Here is a 19,812-nt window from a genome sequence, read left to right as displayed (position 1 = left end):
GGTCTCTTCACGACCCCTGTGCGGTTATTGCGCGATCCACGCGGCCTTCCGCTTATCAAAGAACGCGGCGATGCCTTCCCTGCTCTCGTCACTTTCCCAGCGTGTCACCAGCGCTTGGATGGAATGTGCCACCTCCGCCTGCCCCGGTGCGCCCCCCAGATGCAGCGCCAGCGCCTTGGCCTCTGCCACCGCGCCCGGAGCGCAGGCCAGATACGGGGTGATTTCCGCCTCAACCGCAGCATCCAGATCATCCGATACACGCGCCACGACGCCAAGGTCACGCGCCTCCTCCGCGCCGAAGACGCGGCTGGACATGAACACGCGGCGCGCGTTGCCTTCGCCCATACGCGCAATCACATAAGGCCCGATGGTTGCGGGGATCAGGCCGAGCTTTGTCTCTGTCAGGCCAAACTTGGCGTCCGTTGCTGCAATCGCCACGTCACACACGCAGGCCAGTCCGACACCACCGCCGAACGCCGCGCCCTCGATCCGGCCAATGACCGGCTTGGGGAGCGCGTTCCATGCGCCCAGCATCGCCGCGAGCTTTCCTGCCTCGCGGCCCCGCGTCGCACCGTCCGCATCAATCTGTGCGCGCATCCAGTTCAGATCACCGCCCGCACAAAACAACGCGCCCGCACCGCGCAAGACCACCGCACGCACCCCACCGTCCGCACCCAATGTGGCTGCACAGGCCGTCAGCTCCGCAATCATCTCACCAGACATAGCGTTGCGCTTTTCGGGGCGGTTCAAGGTAACCGTGGCAACGCCACGCGCGTCTGTCTCAACCAGTAAAGTGTTATACATCTGGACGTTCTCCGTTAGCCGCGCAGGGCTAAGGCCATCTGGCCCGCCCGCGCGATTATATCTGCGTTCAATCCTGTGGCATATCCCGTCCGTTCAACATGCGCCAAAACCGCCTCGGTCGCGACGTTCCCCGCTGCACCGGGCGCATAGGGGCAACCGCCCAGACCACCGACCGCAGCGTCAAACACCCGAACCCCGTGTGACAACGCTACATCAATATTGAGGAGCGCCCGCCCCGACGTGTCGTGAAAATGCCCCGCGAGCTTTTCCGCAGGGCAAACGTCGGTGACCGCCTTCAACATGGCGTCGATCTGCTCCGGCGTCGCCCGCCCGATGGTGTCGCCGAGCGACACTTCGTAGCAGCCCATCGCGACCAGTTCCGCCACGACCTTCGCCACGTCAGCGGGGTCGGTCGCACCATCGTAAGGGCACTCCGCAACGCAAGACACATAGCCACGGACCGGCATGGGGGCCGCGTCCATAATCGGGGCAAAGCGCGCAAGGCTTTCCGTGATGGTTGCGTTCACATTGGCTTTGGAAAACCCCTCCGATGCGCTGGCGAACACTGCCACCTCATCGGCTTGGGCGGCAATCGCCCCCTCTAGCCCGCGCATGTTGGGCGTCAGCGCCGCATAGGACACCCCCGGCGCCCGCATGATGCCCTCCAGCACCTGCGCACTGTCCGCCATTTGCGGCACCCATTTCGGCGAGACAAAACTAGCGACCTCAATACGCTTGAAGCCAGCGGTCGACAGCAGGTCAACCAGCGCGATCTTATCCGAGGTGGCGATTTCGGCCTTCTCGTTTTGCAGCCCGTCACGTGGACCGACTTCGAAAATTTCAACCGTTGTCATGCGGGCACCTCGTAGAAGTCTTCGGGATAAAGCCAGTCGCCCCTGTCGTCAGGTGGCAGTGAGGCCTTAAACGCGGATCTGGCGGTGATACGCGCGTACCACGCAGAAGTTAAAGGAAAGTCGGTCAGCTTCGCAAAGTGCTGGCCGGAGTAAAGCGAATAGCCGCAGGAGATATCGGCCGCCGAGAACCCGCCGTCCAGCAGGTAATCGCGCCCCAGCAACCGCCCCTCAAGTGCCGCGTAGCATTTGCTAAGGCGCGCGGCTTCCAGCTTCATCACAAGAGGGCTGCGCATGTGGTCTTCGTAAAGTGCGATATGCTGCTGCGTAAGGGCGGCGCAATGCTGACTCATGGTTTCGCCGAAATGCACCCACACCAGCCAATCCGCGCGCTCCGCGCTGCCGACGTCACGGCCGAGCCCCGCCTGTGGGAATGTCTCGCACAGGTACTCGGTGATGGCCGTACTCTCGAACAACGTCTGGTCGCCGAGTTGCAACGCGGGGACACGCCCTGATGGATTCAGCGCCAGATAGTCGGGCGCGCGCAGATTCTTGCCGAACGGATGCACCACCGTCTCGAATGGGACGTCTAACTCCTCCAGGAGCCACAAACAGCGCATGGAGCGTGTCTGATGCGCATGGTGCAGCGTGATCTTAGTCATCCGCCGCGTCCATCCGCACCAATGCAGCGCCCGCAGCGACTTGGTCGCCCGCGCTCGCCATAACCTCAGCCACCACGCCGTCAGCCTCCGCGCGCAGGGCGTGCTCCATCTTCATGGCTTCCAGCACCAGCAATCTATCGCCTGCTTGGACGCTTGCCCCAGCAACCACATCAACGACCCGCACAAGCCCCGGCATAGGCGCGCGGGTGAACCCGTCGCCCGCACCTTGGTCGGCGTCCCTCGCCAGCGGGTCGGGCACCGTGAAGGCGTAGGTGTTGCCCCAGAACACGGCCCCCTGCCCGCCTGCGCACCAAACTTTCGCATCCGTTTTGGTGCCGTCCACATTCCACGCCCCTTGCAGGCAAGCCAGCTCATGGGCAGCATCGGGAAGCGTCACTTTGAACCGCCCACGCGAGAGCGTTTCAACCCGCGCGGCCTCTGCATCCCCAAAAGCGAAATGCGCGGTCTGCTCCACTCCACCCCACAGCGACACGCCCGCAAAGTCTGATGCCGTATTGTTGTGCAGCCCAAGTGCCGCAACCGCAGCCAAGGCCCGCGTCTTGGAATATGGCGCGGCTTGCTTGACCAAACTGTCCAGATCGCGTGCAATCAACCCTGTGTCCACATCACCCGCCGCAAAGCCCTGATGTTCAGACAAGGCCGCAAGGAAGCCGATGTTGGTCACCGTGCCGCCGATATGCGTATCTTTAAGGGCGCGGGTAAGCTGCGCCAGCGCTGTGTCGCGGTCGCTGCCGTGTACGGTCAGCTTAGCAATCATCGGATCATAGTGCGGGCTAATCTCGTCTCCCTCTCGCACACCCGTGTCGATGCGCGCACCGTCCGCAAATCGCAGATGCTGCAACGTTCCTGTGGCAGGCAAGAAACCTGCAGGCACGTCCTCTGCATAGATCCGCGCCTCAAACGAATGGCCGTTGATCGAAAGGTCTTCCTGTGCGGCAGGCAGTCCCTCGCCCGATGCGACCCGCAGTTGCCACTCCACAAGGTCCACGCCGGTGATCGCCTCCGTTACCGGATGCTCCACCTGAAGACGTGTGTTCATCTCCATGAAGTAGAACCGGTCAGCCTGAAGCCCGTCCGATGCGTCCACGATAAACTCGACCGTACCGGCCCCAGCGTATCCCACGGCCTCCGCCGCGCGCACAGCAGCTTGGCCCATGGCCTCACGCATTTCAGGCGTCATGCCGGGCGCGGGTGCTTCCTCGATCACCTTCTGATGGCGGCGTTGGAGCGAGCAATCGCGCTCGAACAGATGCACGGCCTTGGTGCCGTCACCGAAAACCTGCACTTCAATGTGGCGGGGGGTGGCGACGTATTTTTCGATGAGCACGACGTCGTTGCCAAAGGCCTTTTGGGCTTCGGTCTGTGCCGCCTCTAACTCTTGCGCAAATTGCGCGGGGTCGTCGACACGGCGCATACCTTTGCCGCCGCCGCCCGCGACGGCCTTGATCAACACTGGGTAGCCAATCTTATCCGCCTCAGCGGCGAGGTTGTCTTGGCCCTCGCCGTGGTAGCCGGGAACGACAGGCACACCGGCCTCCACCATCAACGCCTTCGCGGCGTCTTTCAGACCCATCGCGCGGATAGCATGGGCGGAAGGGCCGATAAACGCCAGACCTGCGCGCTCAACCTCCTCCACAAAATCGGGGTTCTCCGACAGGAATCCGTAGCCCGGATGGATGCCTTGGGCACCCGTTACTTTGGCCGCCGCGATGATCGCGCCCCCGCGCAGGTAGCTTTCCGCAGGTGTGGCGCCGCCGAGCGACACCGCCTCATCCGCCATCTGCACGTGTCGGGCGCGCGCATCTACGTCGGAATGAACCGCGACCGTGCGCACCCCCAAACGGCGGCAAGTGTCGATGATCCGGCATGCAATTTCGCCGCGGTTAGCGATAAGTACTTTAGTGAACATCTGTGACGCCTCGTGTTGCTGCTTGTGCAGGCCACGCGGCAACGCCGCAGGCCTGAGCGATCCGAAGGGGCTCGATGCCCCTTTGGAGCGCCCCCCTTTCGAAGATGACGGAGCTTAACACGCTCACTCTACGCACCCGCATCACATCCGGAACACGCCGAAGCGTGTCTCCTCGATTGGCGCATTCAGCGCGGCGCGCAGGGACAGGGCCAGCACGTCACGCGCTTTGCGCGGGTCGACGATGCCGTCGTCCCAAAGCCGCGCGGACGCATAGAGCGGGTGGGATTGCTCCTCGAACATATCAATCGTCGGCTGCTTGAACGCGGCCTCTTCCTCCACGGACCAAGTCCCCCCCTTGCGCTCAATCCCGTCGCGTTTGACCGTGGCCAAAACGCCGGCCGCTTGTGGCCCGCCCATCACCGAAATGCGGCTATTCGGCCACGACCACATAAAGCGCGGCTGGTATGCCCGTCCCGACATACCGTAATTGCCGGCCCCGAAAGAGCCACCAACCACCATGGTGATCTTCGGCACAGAGGTCGTCGCCACGGCTGTTACCATCTTGGCCCCGTGCCGCGCGATGCCCTCATTTTCATATTGGCGCCCGACCATGAAGCCGGTGATATTTTGCAAGAACACAAGCGGGATGTTGCGCTGCGAACAAAGCTCTACAAAGTGCGCGCCCTTTTGGGCCGCTTCGGAAAACAGCACCCCGTTGTTGGCGACAATGCCAACCTGCATGCCGCAAATCTGGGCGAAGCCGGTCACCAGCGTCTCCCCGAACCGCTTCTTGAACTCGTCAAAGCGCGAGCCATCAACGACCCGCGCGATCACCTCGCGGATGTCATAGGGGGTGGTCAGCGACGCGGGCACCACGCCCAGCAGTTCGGCAGGATCGTAAAGTGGCGCGTCGTATGAGGTACCCGCTAATTGCGGGGAAGCACCTAAGTTGCCCACCGCTTGTCGCGCCAAGGCAAGTGCGTGCGTGTCGTCTTCGGCCAGATAGTCCGCCACGCCGGACAGGCGTGTGTGCACGTCGCCGCCGCCCAAATCCTCGGATGTCACCACCTCCCCCGTTGCGGCCTTCACCAAGGGGGGCCCCGCAAGGAAGATCGTGCCTTGTTCTTTCACGATGATTGTCACGTCGGACATGGCAGGCACATAAGCACCGCCCGCTGTGCATGACCCCATGACCACGGCGATCTGTGCGATGCCTTTCGCCGACATACGGGCCTGATTGTAGAAGATGCGCCCGAAGTGGTCGCGGTCCGGAAACACCTCGTCCTGATTGGGCAGGTTCGCGCCGCCACTGTCCACAAGGTAGACGCACGGCAGATGGTTTTCTTCGGCGATTTCCTGCGCCCGAAGGTGCTTCTTGACGGTCATCGGGTAATACGTGCCGCCCTTCACCGTGGCGTCATTGCAGACCACCATCACCTGACGCCCCTGCACCAAACCGATGCCCGCGATCACCCCCGCGCATGGGGCCGCGCCGCCGTATAACCCGTGCGCTGCTGTGGCACCGACCTCAAGGAAGGGCGAGCCGGGATCGAGCAGGTTCGCCACGCGGTCACGCGGCAGCATTTTTCCGCGCCCCACGTGACGCTCGCGGGAGCCTTCCCCCCCACCCAGCGCCGCGGCCTTGGCCGCATCTTGCACCACGCGCAAAGCGTCAAGGTTTGCCGCCTCATTGGCGCGAAACGCCTCTGATCCGGCTGCGATGTTGGAGGTCAGTTTCATAATAATCCCTCGGTGTTACAGCGTGCAGGGCCCTGCCCGACTTTACCTAAAGCGTCACTCATTCTTTGAACTCACAATATCCGGCGGAGGAGCGCCCTTCCAAACAGGCCGCCAGCTCGCCCGACAGTCCGGCCAACTCACTTACTTCGCATCCCAGCCGCGCGCTTTGAGCGCCAGTTGTTTTGGTGTCGGCGACCTCTTGGCACTTCTGCACGACGTAGCCCGTCCATTGCCCCATCAAATCCAAAAGCTCGGATGATCCGCTGCTGGTCACCGCCTCAATCACTTGACCTTGCAGGTCTTTCACCGTGCCGGACCAGTCTTCGCGCACCTCAGAAAGGCACGCGGCATGCGCATCTGTGCCGGCCTCATACGAGACACAAGGCTGGAACATCAGCTCCACACATTGCGGCCATGTGGTGCCCTGCTCCATGTTTTCCAAACAGGCCAGCACAAGGATTTTATCCTGTGCCAATGGCGTCTCCGCTATGGCGGGGCTGACGGCAAGCGCTGCGATGAGGGCCAAGTATTTCATGGGCGATCCTTCAGGTCACATCGCGCGGGGCGACGGGGGATTTGGTGGCCCAATCGGCAGGACCATGTTGCGTGACTAACCCGCCGAGCGGGCCGACGTGGTATTCATAGTGCCGTGCCGCATCAAACGGCTCAGGCCCGCAAATAACAACCATGCGTGTGGCTTTGGCAGCCGTAGGCCGCGCGCGGCAGTCGGTGCGCTTGGCCTCAGGGTGCGTGTCAAGGTAGCGGGCGGCGTAGGTCTCGATGATCTGGGTCTCGGTCAACTCAAGCGTCGCGCGTTGGTATTGCGCGACGGCGAGGATGCCGACGAGGCACAGCAGGGCGAGACCTGCGTAGTGGAGGGGGCGGAGGGTCACGAACTTTCCTTGTCCCAAGTCGTGTCCAACTTGAGAATAGAACGCTGCGAATGTTGTTTCATGGGCGCAAGGTCAGGTAAGAAAATAGATATCTCGGTGTCACCACTGAGAATTGCCCACCTCAGATCACGGACGATTTGATTTAGAGCAGAAGATTTCTTGATAACTTCATAGTCAAGCCCATGATCCACCTCTTCAAAGCCCAATTTTATACTCTGAGTTAGTGACGAAAGAGAACACTTTTCTTCCCAGCCAACCCATTGGACACCACCACGCATTTCACCAAAAATAGGTTGTCTTTCCCCTTCGTCCGAGAGGATCGACACCTGAAAGGGTTGCCCATCTATTCCTTCCTGAATTCGCCCATGCTTGAAAGCATTCACGGCGTCCCGGTTCTTAATTAGACGTGCTTCCCCAGATATAAACCGAGAAAACTCGTCTCGATCAAAGTCTTCCATCTTTTCCCCAGAAAGGAAAATAAACTCCAACCACTCACTAAATCTAAGCGCTCGCCCATCCTGCAAAATTGCGAACTTCTGAGGAACCTTTCCCAAAGAGATGCTCTCGAGAGCCTTGTTCAACTCGTCATTGCGAAGGGCACTGAGTGTTTTCGGCAGTGGGCCAAATGGATAGGCTGATAACAGGTGCAGTATAAGTGTTTCAGAAGATAGGTATCTAATAAAACGAAAAAAAGATGTCTTCGTTTTGATATGCCGTTCGGCATTGTCGGGTATGAGATCTCGCTCATTTCCAATAGTGTCAGATACAAAAGCGGGCAGCTCAAATTGCGCCGCCAGCCTAAGATAGTACTTCGGGTCAAACGCCTTGTAAAACAACCAATCTGCCTCAAACATCGTGTCCGAGTAACGAGGATATTTTTTGCGAAGAGCAGGGATGCGCTCAGCTTTGAACTGCTCGGAGATCACCCCATCGCCCCCATCAGCTCCCGACCGACCAGCATGCGTCTGATCTCAGACGTACCCGCGCCGATCTCCATCAGTTTGGCGTCGCGGAACAGGCGCGCAACCGGAGCGTCGGCGAGGAAGCCTGCGCCGCCCATGGCTTGCACGGCTTGGTGGGCTTGGACCATCGCTTGCTCGGACGCATAGAGACAGCAGGCTGCGGCGTCTTGGCGGGTGATGTTGCCACGGTCACAGGCACGGCCCGCCTCGTAGACATAGGCGCGGGCGGAGTTCATGGCGGTGTACATGTCCGCGATTTTGCCCTGCATCAGCTGGAACGAGCCGATGGGCTGGCCGAACTGCTTGCGCTCGACCATGTAGGGCATGACCTCGTCCAGACAGGCGGCCATGATGCCAGTACCGATGCCCGCCAGAACCACGCGTTCATAGTCGAGGCCGGACATCAGGACACGCACGCCGCGCCCCTCCTCGCCCAAGACATTCTCGAACGGGATTTCAACATCGTCGAAGATCAGCTCTGCGGTGTTGGAGCCGCGCATGCCAAGTTTGTCAAAATGCGGCGAGGTGGAGAAGCCTTTCATCGACTTCTCAACAATGAAGGCGGTGATGCCCTTGGGGCCAGCCTCCGGATCCGTCTTGGCATATACAACCAGTGTGGAGGCGTCTGGGCCGTTGGTGATCCAATACTTGTTGCCGTTCAGGCGGTAATGATCATTGCGCTTTTCCGCCTTCAGCGACATCGACACCACGTCAGAGCCTGCGCCCGCCTCTGACATAGCCAGCGCGCCGACATGTTCACCGGACATCAGCCCAGGCAGAAACCTGGCCTTCTGCTCGGCTGTGCCGTTCAATTTGATCTGGTTCACGCACAGGTTGGAGTGCGCCCCGTAGGACAGCGACACGGAGGCGGAGGCGCGGGCAATTTCTTCAACCGCGATCACATGGGCAAGGTAGCTCATGCCGGAGCCGCCATCTTCCTCAGGGACCGTAATACCAAGAAGGCCAAGCTCCCCCATCTCCGCCCACAGGTGCGCGGGGAATTCGTTGGAGGCGTCGACCTCGGCGGCCAGCGGCTTAACGCGATCTTGTGCCCAGCGGTGCACCATGTCGCGCAGCGCGTTTACATCTTCACCTAAATCGAAATTCATCGAGGCGTTAAACATGGCCGTTATCCCAGTTATTGAACACTCGTTCAAATATTAGTATGGAGTCTTGCGCCGGTCAACACCATCCGCTCGCTAACGGTTTCTTAAGGTGATCCAGCCATCACGAGGAGTGCTATCAACAAAATTGCGATTCTGCGGGGATTGTTTCGGCGATCACTGCCGAAAGGTAAGGAATACCATACCTGAAATAGCTTTGAGCGCCCTTAAGTCATTGTCAAATCAGCATTTACCTTGCGCTTCAATCAGATTCTGCCTCACTTTCGCCACACTACCTGACCCGACAAATTGAGTATCGAAATGATCTATCTAGCCTTCTACAGGGGAGAGGGTCGGCCTTTAAGCGACACGCTCGTCAAGTGGGTGACCCGCTCCGAGTTCTCGCATTGTGAATTATTAGTGAGTAACCGCCCACCCAAAACCGGTGAAACCCATCGCTGCGCGACAGCGCAAGGCAAGAACGGTGGCGTCTGCGTACGCGACCTATATTTCCGCGAAGGGGCGTATGAATTCGTGCAGGTGCCTTGGGCCCCGCACGACACCTTTGAGCGCGCCGCACGCCATGTCGGTCGCGGCTACGACTACTGGGGGCTGTTGATGAGCCAGTTCATCAACCTGCGCCGCCATGTGGAGGATCGCTGGTTCTGCTCAAAACTATGCGCACAGGCGTTAGGTTTGGCAGAAGCACACACCTACGCCCCCGGGGACTTGAAACGCATCGTCGAGGAACACAACCGCGTCTACCGTATGGCGCATATGGCGGCGAAAGCAGTCCCCGCACCGCACGCGCCCGCTGCAACCGCGCACGGGCTTGGCCCGGTGCCGCCTGCCCATCCGCCCGCAAACAAGCCCAGCCAACCCGTGAGTGGCTTGGGTGCGCTAGCCCGCGAGGGCCGCGCGGCCCTGCAAGGCGCGGGCCTCGCTTTGAATTATACGGGCGATCAGCGCGCAGTCCTCAACGGAGAAAGTCAGCGGCAGGCGCATGTCCAAGAGACCAGAGAGAATTTCATCCGTCCGCGCCAAAGCTTGCGGCCGCGCATAGCGCCAACTGTCGTATCGCGAGGTAAAGGCTTTGGGTTCGGCCGCGCCAAACCACTTAAGCTCCACACCGCGGGCGGCGCAACGCGCGGTGAACTCATTGATTTCTGCACTGGTGGCCTGCGGGAGCCGGAACTGGATTGAGGATCCAACAAAGACCCCGCGCGGGTCGCGCTCGATAACCGACAGGCCGGGGGCGTTGCGCAGACCCGCCTCCATCGCGGCGTAGCGGGCGTTCCAAGCCGCGACCTGCGCGGGCAACTTGACCAACTGCGGGCGCAAGATCGCCGCGCGCAGGTTGTCCATACGGCCGGATATATTCGGCGTGACATATTTTACCTGCTCGAACACCTCGGGCGGCGGTGCTGCCAAGTGCCGCTCGTAGAGCATGTAAGAGCCGGACATGATCGTCGCCCGCGCCATAACCTCCGCGTCATCAGAGACAAGGAAACCGCCCTCACCTGAATTTACATGCTTGTAGGTCTGGCATGAATAGCATCCTGCGACCCCGTGCCTGCCGGACGGCACCCCCTGCCAGCTTGCCCCCATAGTGTGCGCGCAGTCCTCAATCACCGCAACGCCAGCCGCGTCGCAGATTGCCATCAAGCGGTCCATGTCGCACAGATGGCCGCGCATGTGCGACAGCAACAAATACTTCGCGGCGGACGCTTCTATCTGCGCCTCCAGATCATCTAGGTCTATGGTCAGGTTCTCCGCAGTCTCCACGAACAATGGCTCCGCGCCCACCGAGGCAATAGCGCCAGGCACAGGGGCCAATGTGAAACCGTTCGACAAGACGGTGTCGCCCGCTTTGACGCCCACAGCGCGGAGCGCACAACCGATCGCATACCCGCCGGACGCAACGGCCAGCGCATATTTCGCGCCCGTAAAGGCCGCGAACTCCTGCTCTAGCAAGGCAGTCTCACTCAACTCCCCTTCGACCACGTTATAGCGGTGCAGACGCCCGTGCTGGAGCACCGCCATCGCGGCGGCTATGCCTTCGTCGGGGATGGGTTCTTGCTGGGTAAAGCTGCCGTCAAAAACTTCGAACATCGCTTACGTCTCCGGATAGTGCGCCGCGAAGCTTGGGCGGGCGCGGAAATACAGTCAAGCCATGAGGCGCCCAACGATGTCATCAAGGTCATCGAAGTGGTCCATCAACGCCTCCGGCTTGAGGGCAGCAACGTCAAAACTCCCCGGCCCGAACGTGACAAGGATCGACGGCGCGCCTGCATTGGCGGAGGTATCGCGGTCGGTTTGCGTATCGCCGACCAACACGGCCCGCGCAGGGTCTCCGCCTGCCCGTCGCACAGCCTCAATGAACGGCGCTGGATCCGGCTTGCGCACAGGCAACGTGTCCGCGCCCACAAGACTGTCGAAAGCATCGCGAAAATCCAGCGCTGCCATCAGTTGCTCCGCCAGCCCCTCAGGCTTGTTCGTGCAAATGCCGACTTTGTAGCCTGCGTCGCGCAGCCGAGCGATTGCCTCGCGCGCGCCTGGATAGAGTGTGGTGTGGGTGCAGATGTCTTGACCGTAAGCCTCAAGCAGGATCGGGAACTGCGTATCGACGTCACTGTCGTCATAGGACAGGCCCAGCCGCGTGAACCCCGCGTTCAGCATAGCCCGCGCCCCGCGCACCGCCGTGCCCGCATCCGTTTCGGCCGTCAGCACGTCACCGTGGCCCAACCCTCGAAAGCACGCATTAGCCGCCGCAAGCAGGTCACCGCTGGTATCAGCCAGTGTTCCATCAAGATCAAATATTACCGTGCGCATAAAAATGCCTCCTGTAACGCGGCGAAACCTGTTGTGACGCAGGCGCACCTTGCGCCGCAGCCCGATACGGATAGAACGGGGCCAACAAGAAGGAAAGGCCGGGCAACCGGGAAAGGCAGCTATCGTGAGCAGCAAACCAGTCGCATTAGTTCTCTTGGCCGCGGGCCAAGGAAGCCGCATGAACTCCAACCTCCCAAAGGTGTTGCACCAGATCGGCGCGGCCCCCTTGGCGGTGCACGCCCTGCGTGCGGCCTCAACGCTTGAGCCGGAAAAGAGCGTTGTGGTCACAGGCCACGGGGCGGAGATGGTGGAAACCACCCTATCTAAACATGACGACGAACTCATTTTCGTGCGCCAGACCGAGCAGAACGGAACAGCCCACGCCGTTGACCAAGCCCGCGCGGCCTTGGACGGTTTCACCGGCGATGTCGTTGTGCTGTACGGCGATACCCCCTTCGTATCAGGCGAAACCCTGCAAAGCATGGTCGACGCCCGTGAAACCGCAGACGTCGTGGTTTTGGGCTTTAACGCGAAGGATCCAGGACGGTATGGCCGCTTGATCATCAACGGCACGTCCCTTGATGCCATCGTTGAGGCGAAAGATGCGACGCCGGAGCAGCTTGCCATGACCCTGTGCAACTCAGGCGTGGTCATGTGCGCGGCACAAACCATGTTTGAGCTGATAGCTGACGTGAAAAACGAGAACGCCAGCGAAGAATACTACCTGACCGATATCATTGGCCTCGCCCGTGCCCGCGATCTAACCGCCGTAGCCGTGACTTGCGACGAGGCGGAAACGCTGGGCATTAACACACGGTTGGAACTGGCCGCTGCTGAAGCCGCGTTCCAAGCCCGCAAACGCACCGAGGCGCTGGAGGACGGCGTGTCGCTCGCCTCGCCCGAAAGCACATTTTTCGCCTATGACACGGTTTTGGGACGCGACGCTGTGATCGGCCCCAACGTGGTCTTCGGCCCAGACGTGACGGTTGAGTCCGGCGCAGAAATCAAGGCATTCAGCCATCTTGAGGGGTGCCACGTTTCGCAAGGCGCTGTCGTCGGCCCCTTCGCCCGCCTGCGCCCCGGAGCTGAACTGGAAGAAGGTGCCAAGGTTGGCAACTTTGTCGAGATCAAAAACGCTACGCTGGCCGAAGGCGCGAAGGTAAACCACCTCTCTTACGTCGGCGACGCCCATGTCGGCGCTGGCGCGAACGTTGGCGCGGGCACCATTACCTGCAATTACGACGGTGTTTTCAAGCACCGCACGGTCATTGGCGCGGGTGCGTTCATCGGATCGAACACCTTGCTGGTCGCCCCCGTGGAAGTTGGCGCAGAGGCCATGACTGGCTCCGGCACCGTAGTGACTGAAGATGTACCCGACGGCGACTTGGCCCTGTCGCGCGTGCGTCAAACAAATAAGACAGGCCTCGCACGCAAGCTGATGCAAATGCTGCGCGCCAAAAAGATGAAGAAGGACGCTTAAATGTGTGGAATTGTTGGAGTTCTTGGAACTCATGAAGTCGCCCCGATCATTGTCGAGGCCCTGAAGCGGCTTGAATATCGCGGCTATGACAGCGCGGGTATCGCGACGGTGAATGACGGTGCCCTTGATCGGCGTCGCGCAGTCGGCAAGCTGATTAACCTGTCGGATCTGTTGGTTCATGAGCCGCTTGCTGGCAAGTCGGGCATCGGCCACACCCGTTGGGCCACCCATGGCGCGCCCACCGTCAACAACGCGCACCCGCACCGCTCTGGCCCCGTTGCCGTCGTCCACAACGGCATCATTGAGAACTTCAAGGACCTGCGCGCTGACCTCGCAAAAGATGGTTACGCGGCTGAAACGGACACCGACACCGAGACCATCGTGCTGTTGGCGCGCCGGTTCCTAGAGCAAGGTCTCTCGGCACGTGAAGCAGCTGAGAAAACGATCGCCCTGCTCGACGGCGCGTTTGCGCTGTGCTTCTTGTTCAACGGTGAAGACGACCTGATGATCGCCGCGCGCAAGGGCTCGCCTTTGGCCGTCGGCTACGGTGATGGCGAAATGTACGTCGGCTCCGACGCGATTGCCCTCGCCCCGATGACCAACCGTGTGGCCTATCTGGAAGAAGGCGACAGCGCATTCCTCACGCGCACCAGCATCGAAATCGTGGATGCGGACGGCAAACCCGCGAACCGTGCGATCAAGACGCTTGCCCTTGACGAGGCACGCATTGAAAAGGCTGGTCACAAACACTTCATGGCCAAAGAAATCGCGGAGCAGCCAATCGTCTTGGCCGACGCGCTGAAGGCCTACAGCTCCAACGACGCGAAGGGGATCGCGCTGCCCAGTGGCACCATTGACTTCACCAAATGTGACCGCATCACCATGGTCGCCTGTGGCACAGCGAACCTAGCGTGCCAAGTTGCGAAATACTGGTTTGAGCAAATCGCAGGCCTGCCCGTCGACGTCGATATTGCCTCCGAATTCCGCTACCGTAAGCCGGTCGTGTCCGACAAGTCCTACGCCCTCTTCGTCTCCCAGTCTGGCGAAACTGCCGACACTCTGGCCGCGCTTCGCTACGCGAAAGAACGCGCCGCCATGATCTTGTCGGTGGTGAACGTGCCCGAAAGCTCCATCGCGCGAGAAAGCGACTTGGCGCTGCCGATCATGGCCGGTGTCGAGGTCGGCGTGGCGTCGACCAAAGCATTCACCTGCCAGCTTCTTGCCCTCGCCGCCTTGGCGTTGAAAGCGGGCCATCAACGCGGCCACATCTCTGACGCGGAGATGGCGAAGCACATGGATGACCTCAATTTGCTACCTGGCATTTTGAACCAATCCCTGTCACTTGAGAAAGCAATCGAGCGCATCGCGGGCAAGATTGCATCGGCCCAAGACGTGCTGTTCTTGGGGCGCGGGTCAATGTTCCCCTTGGCTCTGGAAGGCGCCCTTAAGTTGAAAGAAATCAGCTACATACACGCCGAAGGTTATGCGTCGGGTGAACTAAAACACGGCCCCATCGCGCTTATCGACAAGACGGTGCCGGTCGTCGTCATGGCGCCAACGGACGAGCTGTTCGATAAGACCGTCTCCAACATGCAAGAGGTGATGGCGCGTGGGGGCAAGGTCGTTTTGATCACCGATGCCGAGGGTGCGAAAGAGGCAAGCGACGGCGTTTGGCAAACCATCGTCATGCCAACCATCAGCCCCTTTCTTGCCCCGATCCTGTACGCGGTTCCGGCGCAGCTTCTGGCATACCACACAGCCGTCGCCAAAGGCACCGACGTCGACCAACCTCGCAACCTAGCCAAGTCAGTGACGGTAGAATGAACGTAGAAGACGCGATTGCGCACCTAGAAAACCTGTCCGACCCCGCGAAAGCAGAGAGCCTTGCCGCCCATCACGGCGTGGAGCGCCCATATCTGGGTGTGCCCACTGCCAAGCTCGACGAACTGGCGAAGGAGTGGCGTGGCGACGATCTGAACGCGCGTCTGGCGCTCGCTAAGGGGCTTTGGGAGAGCAACATTCACGAGGGGCGCATCTGTGCCGCGAAACTTCTAACGCAGGCCCGCCTGCGTCCGGATGATGCGGGCGCATGGGCTTTACTGGTGTCATGGCTGGCTGATCTGGACGAGACCGCCATCGCCGATCACGTTGCCAACGCTGGCGGCAAGCGGGTCGTATGGGACACGTCGCGGCTGGATGAAATGGATGATTGGATCGCGTCGGAGCACGTCTGGACCCGCCGTGCGGCCCTTGCGTTCACCCAACCGTGGACCAAACAGAACAAGTCCAAGCTGGAGGATGAGGCCGTCCGCGACCGCGTTTTAGGCTGGGCTGCCCTACTCGCGGAAGACCACGACCCGCTGATACAGCGCGCCATCGCGTGGTGGCTGCGGGATTTGTCGCGCCACGATGTACCGCGCGTTCAGGCGTTCTTGGAGGAGCACGGCGAGCGGATGACCCGCTCTGCCCGCCGCGAGGCTGCGCAAATGATGAAGCGCCAGTCTTAACTTTTCGAGACAGTCAACGTCGCGAGATCAGTCAAGCTGAGGTTTAGCGCCCGCATTGCAGCCAGAGAAATCCGGCTGCCTGCGGATGCTTCGCCCTCAATCGGGATCAGTTTCACCTGCACCACAGCGCCGCCAGTGGTCTTGACCGAGCCTTGGGTCTCGGCCTTAACCAAGGGGGTCCGCAGCCAGAACCCTTGCTCCGTAGGATCGCCCAATGTGGCGACCGTTGTGCCCAGCACCGCGCCACCGCCCGCAGGAGCTGCCGTCGCTGCGGATTTTTCCGCCGCCGTTGTTTTATCCAAGGAAGCCGCGGTACGTCCAACGCCGCCGACCACACCTGTTTCCGTAGGCCGTGCCACGGGCTTCGCGGCTGGCACGCTGTCCCCGCCTGCCCCCGCCGGTGTGGTCTGAGACCCGCCAAGAGGGTTGGAGAACTGGCCACCACACGCGGATAGCGTGAAGAGGACGACTATGGGAAGGATGTGTTGTTTCATAGGCGATAGGTTAACTGCTCCGAAACACTTCATCAACGACCTTAGTTGGGTTGTCGCGGCTTGCCGCGCACACTACCTTGAGAGAATGAAAACACCTCTCGTCGACCCGTTCCACCGTGCCATCACTTACCTTCGCCTGTCCGTTACGGACCGCTGCGACTTTCGCTGCGTGTATTGCATGTCTGAAAACATGCAGTTTTTGCCGAAGAAAGAGTTGCTGACACTGGAGGAGCTGGACCGCATGTGCACGGCGTTCATCGGTATGGGCGTCGAAAAGCTTCGCATCACCGGCGGCGAACCGTTGGTGCGACGTGGTATCATGGGATTTTTCGAGGGCATGCGCCGTCACCTCGACAGCGGCGCGTTGAAAGAGCTGACGTTGACCACGAACGGCTCTCAGTTGGAAAAATACGCAGCTGACCTATACGCCGCTGGTGTGCGCCGCGTGAACATATCCCTCGACACGTTGAACGAGAAGAAATTCGCCGAGATCACCCGTTGGGGCCGCCTGCCGCAGGTTTTGCGCGGCGTCGACGCAGCCTTGAAGGCTGGACTGAAGGTGAAAATCAACGCGGTGGCGTTGAAGGACTTCAACGAAGACGAGTTGTTCGACATCGCCGCGTGGTGCGCCGATCTGGGCATGGATTTGACGTTTATCGAAGTCATGCCCATGGGCGACATCGGCAATGAAAACCGCATCGGTCAGTTTTGGTCGCTGGACGATCTGCGCGCCAGTTTGGCGGAAGAATTCACCCTGACAGACCTACCCGACCGCACCGGCGGGCCCGCACGCTATATGCGGCTGGAAGAAACCGGCCAAAAAATCGGCCTGATCACGCCGCTGTCCCACAACTTTTGCGAAAGCTGCAACCGTGTGCGCATCACCTGTACGGGTGAAATCTACACTTGCTTGGGACAGGAAGGGAAATCCGACCTGCGCGGCCCACTTCGGGCGTCGGAAAGTGACGGACCGCTGGAGGACGCCATTCGCGCTGCGATCGGCCTGAAACCCAAGGGTCATGACTTTGATTACTCCCGCCAAGAGTTGGGCGGCCAGATGACGCGACACATGAGCCATACCGGCGGCTAACGAGGCCTCCTTTTGATCAGCCTGCGCAAGCCCCGCTGGCCTGCGCAGGATGCATATGCCACATAGGTGGCAACCGCATCACTGGCATCGGACCTTTATGACCTTCTTTGAAATTTTGCTGCTGCTCTCAGCCGCCTTCGGTGCGGGCGTGTTAAACACAATCGCGGGCGGCGGTACGTTCCTGACATTTCCCGCCCTTGTGTTCGTGGGCATCCCGCCGGTTATTGCGAATGCCACATCCACCTTCGCGGCCCTTCCGGGCTATCTGGGCGGCGCGTTGGGCTTTCGCCAAGAGGTCATGGCTTTTGACCGAAAACAACTTTTGCGCCTCATTGGCATTGGCCTTCTGGGCGGCGCGTTCGGGTCATGCCTGCTGCTGGTGTCGTCCGACCAAGCATTCTCTGCACTGGTCCCATTCCTGTTGCTCCTCGCCACACTGATCTTCTTGTTCGGCGCACAGGTTCGCGCGTGGGCGGCCAAACGGTCGCAATCTGTCACGCCATACGGGTTTGTCAGCATGTTCATCGTCTCCACCTACGGGGGCTACTTCAACGGCGGGTTGGGCATTATATTGCTGGCGCTGTTCTCGCTGTGGGGCATGACCAATATCCACCAAATGAACGGCCTAAAAACCGCCATGAGCTTCATCTTGTCCCTGATCTCTGTCGCCATTTTCGCAAGCGCGGGTATCATTGAGTGGAAAGCGGGCTTGCTGATGATGGTCGCAACCACCGCTGGCGGCTATGCTGGTGCCCCGATCTCGCGGGCGCTGCCTATGCCGGTGGTGCGGGGAATCGTGGCCACGGTCGGCTTCGTGATGAGCGGCGTCTTCTTTTACCGCGTCTTCATTGCTGGCTAGCCGCAAAACTCCGCTACCGTGAGTAAACCGTGTGGCGGCCGTGAATTGGGCGCTGCGCGTATATGCACACGCACAACGCTGCTCTAAGCAGTCGGCAGGCACACCCGTATTTTCGTGCCGCTTTGTGTTTTTGTGTGGAGGTCTGTCTGATGGACAGCCTAGGATTTCTTGCCTACGGGTTCGTTTTGCTATCCGCGTCGACCAACGACATCCGCTGGTTGCGCGCGGCGCTGTTCGGCTCGAACCTGTTGTTCATCGCCTATGGCTACGCGCTAGAGTTGATGCCGATCTTCCTATTCAATCTGCTTTTGGGCTGCATCAACGGCTATCAGGCCTACCGTGCGTGGCGTCGCCCGATCATTGTTCTTCATCCGACAGAAAAAGGCGGGGTTCCCCCCGCCTTCGTTCATTCAGCTCGGTAGGCGTTGCTCCACAATTTCGGCCCACCAACTGCAACCCGCAGGGATGGCTTCATCGTTGAAGTTGTACTCTGGGTGGTGAACCATGGCGGTGTCGCCGTTGCCGACAAGGATGTATGCGCCCGGGCGCTCTTCCAGAAGGTAGGCGAAATCCTCCCCGCCCATCACCAACGGTGCCTCTTCACACGCGCCCGATACTTTGGTCGCGACGGAGGCTGCGAATTCGGTCTGCTCCTCGTGGTTCACCATGACGGGATACCCCTTCATGTAGTTCACCTCGGCGGACCCACCGAAGGTTGCAGCCACGCCTTCACAAATTTCCGGCACGCGTTTCGCCGCAAGGTCGCGCATTTCAGTCGACATCGTGCGCACGGTGCCCTTGATGGTAACGGTCTCAGGGATCACGTTGAACGCTTTGCTCTCCGTCTCGAAGGACGTGACTGAGCATACGATGTTCTGAACAGGGTCCGCATTGCGCGACACCAAGGTTTGCAATGCCAGCACCGCGTTAGATGCCATAACCGTTGTGTCCACCGTCTCATGTGGCTTCGCGGCGTGGCCGCCCAACCCCTTCATCGTGACCTCAAATGTGTCGGTTGCCGCAAAAAACGCGCCCGCGCGGATCGAGAAGCTACCCACCGGTTTCCCCGGCCAGTTGTGCATGCCGTATACTTCGTCGATCGACCAGCGGTCCATCAGGCCATCTTCACACATCTCGCGACCGCCGCCGCCGCCCTCTTCCGCAGGTTGGAAAATCACGACGACAGTGCCGTCAAAATTGCGCGTCTCCGACAGGTATTTGGCAGCGCCCAACAGCATGGCAGTGTGACCATCGTGTCCACAAGCATGCATCGCACCCGGCGTTTTGGAGGCATAGTCCAACCCCGTGGCCTCAAGGATGGGCAGCGCATCCATGTCGGCGCGCAAGCCGATGGTCTTGCCGGATTTGTTCGACTTGCCCTTGATAACGGCAACAACCCCCGTCCGGCCAATGCCCTCAACGACCTCATCGCATCCGAACGCTTTCAGTTTCTCCGCGACCAGCGCAGAGGTGCGGTGCGTTTCAAACAGGATTTCTGGGTTCTCGTGGATGTCGCGACGCCATTCAGTGATCTCTGGCAGGAGTTCGGCAAAGCGGTTTTTAACAGGCATGGATAAGTCCTCTTTCGGGTTAGTAGGTAGGGTT

Annotated in this window: 19 protein-coding genes; 6 read left to right on the top strand and 13 right to left on the bottom strand. The window is 60.3% G+C overall.

Annotation, left to right across the window (positions count from 1 at the left end; translation table 11 throughout):
- Nucleotides 1–24 precede the first annotated feature (24 nt).
- The 11 genes from BLW66_RS02010 to BLW66_RS01960 form a co-directional block, all read right to left on the bottom strand.
- Nucleotides 25–804: a crotonase/enoyl-CoA hydratase family protein gene (locus BLW66_RS02010; RefSeq protein WP_089944216.1), complete on the bottom strand. Its 780-nt coding sequence runs from the start codon at nt 802–804 to the stop codon at nt 25–27.
- A gap of 14 nt (nt 805–818) precedes the next feature.
- On the bottom strand, nt 819–1,658 hold the full coding sequence (locus tag BLW66_RS02005; protein ID WP_089944213.1) for a hydroxymethylglutaryl-CoA lyase: 840 nt from the start codon (nt 1,656–1,658) through the stop codon (nt 819–821).
- Nucleotides 1,655–2,317 (bottom strand): glutathione S-transferase family protein, encoded by a 663-nt coding sequence (locus tag BLW66_RS02000; RefSeq protein WP_089944210.1) that lies wholly within the window; start codon nt 2,315–2,317, stop codon nt 1,655–1,657. Before BLW66_RS02000 ends, BLW66_RS02005 begins: the two co-directional genes overlap by 4 nt.
- A complete protein-coding gene (locus BLW66_RS01995; RefSeq protein ID WP_089945628.1) occupies nt 2,310–4,247 on the bottom strand; it encodes an acetyl-CoA carboxylase biotin carboxylase subunit in 1,938 nt (645 codons plus the stop codon). Before BLW66_RS01995 ends, BLW66_RS02000 begins: the two co-directional genes overlap by 8 nt.
- A gap of 141 nt (nt 4,248–4,388) precedes the next feature.
- Nucleotides 4,389–5,987, bottom strand: coding sequence for a carboxyl transferase domain-containing protein (locus BLW66_RS01990; RefSeq protein WP_089944208.1), 1,599 nt, complete (start codon nt 5,985–5,987; stop codon nt 4,389–4,391).
- Between the two features lie 58 nt (nt 5,988–6,045).
- Complete coding sequence (locus tag BLW66_RS01985) at nt 6,046–6,522, bottom strand: hypothetical protein (protein ID WP_089944204.1); 477 nt, start codon at nt 6,520–6,522, stop codon at nt 6,046–6,048.
- A 10-nt stretch (nt 6,523–6,532) separates the two neighbouring features.
- Nucleotides 6,533–6,880: a hypothetical protein gene (locus tag BLW66_RS01980; RefSeq protein WP_089944201.1), complete on the bottom strand. Its 348-nt coding sequence runs from the start codon at nt 6,878–6,880 to the stop codon at nt 6,533–6,535.
- Nucleotides 6,877–7,806, bottom strand: coding sequence for a hypothetical protein (locus tag BLW66_RS01975; protein WP_089944197.1), 930 nt, complete (start codon nt 7,804–7,806; stop codon nt 6,877–6,879). The genes BLW66_RS01980 and BLW66_RS01975 overlap by 4 nt, the downstream gene beginning before the upstream one ends.
- Nucleotides 7,803–8,966, bottom strand: a complete 1,164-nt coding sequence (locus tag BLW66_RS01970) for an isovaleryl-CoA dehydrogenase (RefSeq protein WP_089944192.1) — start codon at nt 8,964–8,966, stop codon at nt 7,803–7,805. Before BLW66_RS01970 ends, BLW66_RS01975 begins: the two co-directional genes overlap by 4 nt.
- A gap of 879 nt (nt 8,967–9,845) precedes the next feature.
- Nucleotides 9,846–11,057 (bottom strand): DegT/DnrJ/EryC1/StrS family aminotransferase, encoded by a 1,212-nt coding sequence (locus tag BLW66_RS01965; RefSeq protein WP_089944189.1) that lies wholly within the window; start codon nt 11,055–11,057, stop codon nt 9,846–9,848.
- Nucleotides 11,058–11,111: 54 nt separating this feature from the next.
- Complete coding sequence (locus BLW66_RS01960; RefSeq protein WP_089944185.1) at nt 11,112–11,777, bottom strand: HAD-IA family hydrolase; 666 nt, start codon at nt 11,775–11,777, stop codon at nt 11,112–11,114.
- A 121-nt stretch (nt 11,778–11,898) separates the two neighbouring features.
- On the opposite strand from BLW66_RS01960, the gene glmU reads away from it, so the two are divergent.
- From glmU to BLW66_RS01945, 3 genes are read left to right on the top strand one after another with little or no spacing between them, the layout of a single operon-like run.
- Nucleotides 11,899–13,257, top strand: coding sequence for a bifunctional UDP-N-acetylglucosamine diphosphorylase/glucosamine-1-phosphate N-acetyltransferase GlmU (gene glmU / locus BLW66_RS01955; RefSeq protein ID WP_089945626.1), 1,359 nt, complete (start codon nt 11,899–11,901; stop codon nt 13,255–13,257).
- Nucleotides 13,258–15,081, top strand: coding sequence for a glutamine--fructose-6-phosphate transaminase (isomerizing) (gene glmS / locus BLW66_RS01950; RefSeq protein WP_089944182.1), 1,824 nt, complete (start codon nt 13,258–13,260; stop codon nt 15,079–15,081).
- On the top strand, nt 15,078–15,764 hold the full coding sequence (locus BLW66_RS01945) for a DNA alkylation repair protein (RefSeq protein WP_089944178.1): 687 nt from the start codon (nt 15,078–15,080) through the stop codon (nt 15,762–15,764). The genes glmS and BLW66_RS01945 overlap by 4 nt, the downstream gene beginning before the upstream one ends.
- Here BLW66_RS01945 and BLW66_RS01940 read toward each other — a convergent pair.
- Nucleotides 15,761–16,258, bottom strand: a complete 498-nt coding sequence (locus tag BLW66_RS01940) for a hypothetical protein (RefSeq protein WP_089944175.1) — start codon at nt 16,256–16,258, stop codon at nt 15,761–15,763. The two genes, BLW66_RS01945 and BLW66_RS01940, sit on opposite strands and share 4 nt — an antisense overlap.
- 85 nt (nt 16,259–16,343) lie before the next feature.
- On the opposite strand from BLW66_RS01940, the gene moaA reads away from it, so the two are divergent.
- The 3 genes from moaA (at nt 16,344) to BLW66_RS01925 (ending at nt 18,629) form a co-directional block, all read left to right on the top strand.
- Entirely contained in the window at nt 16,344–17,348 is a 1,005-nt protein-coding gene (gene moaA / locus BLW66_RS01935; RefSeq protein WP_089944172.1) for a GTP 3',8-cyclase MoaA, read from the top strand.
- Nucleotides 17,349–17,445: 97 nt separating this feature from the next.
- On the top strand, nt 17,446–18,207 hold the full coding sequence (locus BLW66_RS01930; RefSeq protein WP_089944169.1) for a sulfite exporter TauE/SafE family protein: 762 nt from the start codon (nt 17,446–17,448) through the stop codon (nt 18,205–18,207).
- A gap of 149 nt (nt 18,208–18,356) precedes the next feature.
- Nucleotides 18,357–18,629, top strand: coding sequence for a hypothetical protein (locus tag BLW66_RS01925; protein ID WP_089944166.1), 273 nt, complete (start codon nt 18,357–18,359; stop codon nt 18,627–18,629).
- Here the strand turns inward: BLW66_RS01925 and BLW66_RS01920 are convergent.
- Nucleotides 18,618–19,778, bottom strand: a complete 1,161-nt coding sequence (locus BLW66_RS01920; protein ID WP_089944162.1) for a M20 aminoacylase family protein — start codon at nt 19,776–19,778, stop codon at nt 18,618–18,620. The genes BLW66_RS01925 and BLW66_RS01920 overlap by 12 nt on opposite strands.
- Nucleotides 19,779–19,812: the final 34 nt, after the last annotated feature.

The sequence above is a fragment of the Litoreibacter albidus genome (assembly GCF_900107015.1).
Taxonomy (GTDB): Bacteria; Pseudomonadota; Alphaproteobacteria; order Rhodobacterales; family Rhodobacteraceae; genus Litoreibacter; species Litoreibacter albidus.
The sequence above is the reverse complement of the archived record's forward strand: the minus strand, read 5'-3'. Positions and strand labels throughout refer to the sequence as shown.

What these genes read in the sequence shown, in the direction of transcription:
- BLW66_RS01960 (WP_089944185.1), bottom strand. Translation starts at nt 11,777, where the DNA reads ATGCGCACGGTAATATTTGATCTTGATGGAACACTGGCTGATACCAGC.
- BLW66_RS01925 (WP_089944166.1), top strand. Translation starts at nt 18,357, where the DNA reads ATGGACAGCCTAGGATTTCTTGCCTACGGGTTCGTTTTGCTATCCGCG.
- BLW66_RS01965 (WP_089944189.1), bottom strand. Translation starts at nt 11,057, where the DNA reads ATGTTCGAAGTTTTTGACGGCAGCTTTACCCAGCAAGAACCCATCCCC.
- BLW66_RS02000 (WP_089944210.1), bottom strand. Translation starts at nt 2,317, where the DNA reads ATGACTAAGATCACGCTGCACCATGCGCATCAGACACGCTCCATGCGC.
- BLW66_RS02010 (WP_089944216.1), bottom strand. Translation starts at nt 804, where the DNA reads ATGTATAACACTTTACTGGTTGAGACAGACGCGCGTGGCGTTGCCACG.
- glmS (WP_089944182.1), top strand. Translation starts at nt 13,258, where the DNA reads ATGTGTGGAATTGTTGGAGTTCTTGGAACTCATGAAGTCGCCCCGATC.
- moaA (WP_089944172.1), top strand. Translation starts at nt 16,344, where the DNA reads ATGAAAACACCTCTCGTCGACCCGTTCCACCGTGCCATCACTTACCTT.
- BLW66_RS01945 (WP_089944178.1), top strand. Translation starts at nt 15,078, where the DNA reads ATGAACGTAGAAGACGCGATTGCGCACCTAGAAAACCTGTCCGACCCC.
- BLW66_RS02005 (WP_089944213.1), bottom strand. Translation starts at nt 1,658, where the DNA reads ATGACAACGGTTGAAATTTTCGAAGTCGGTCCACGTGACGGGCTGCAA.
- BLW66_RS01920 (WP_089944162.1), bottom strand. Translation starts at nt 19,778, where the DNA reads ATGCCTGTTAAAAACCGCTTTGCCGAACTCCTGCCAGAGATCACTGAA.
- BLW66_RS01930 (WP_089944169.1), top strand. Translation starts at nt 17,446, where the DNA reads ATGACCTTCTTTGAAATTTTGCTGCTGCTCTCAGCCGCCTTCGGTGCG.
- BLW66_RS01985 (WP_089944204.1), bottom strand. Translation starts at nt 6,522, where the DNA reads ATGAAATACTTGGCCCTCATCGCAGCGCTTGCCGTCAGCCCCGCCATA.
- BLW66_RS01970 (WP_089944192.1), bottom strand. Translation starts at nt 8,966, where the DNA reads ATGTTTAACGCCTCGATGAATTTCGATTTAGGTGAAGATGTAAACGCG.
- BLW66_RS01940 (WP_089944175.1), bottom strand. Translation starts at nt 16,258, where the DNA reads ATGAAACAACACATCCTTCCCATAGTCGTCCTCTTCACGCTATCCGCG.
- BLW66_RS01995 (WP_089945628.1), bottom strand. Translation starts at nt 4,247, where the DNA reads ATGTTCACTAAAGTACTTATCGCTAACCGCGGCGAAATTGCATGCCGG.
- BLW66_RS01990 (WP_089944208.1), bottom strand. Translation starts at nt 5,987, where the DNA reads ATGAAACTGACCTCCAACATCGCAGCCGGATCAGAGGCGTTTCGCGCC.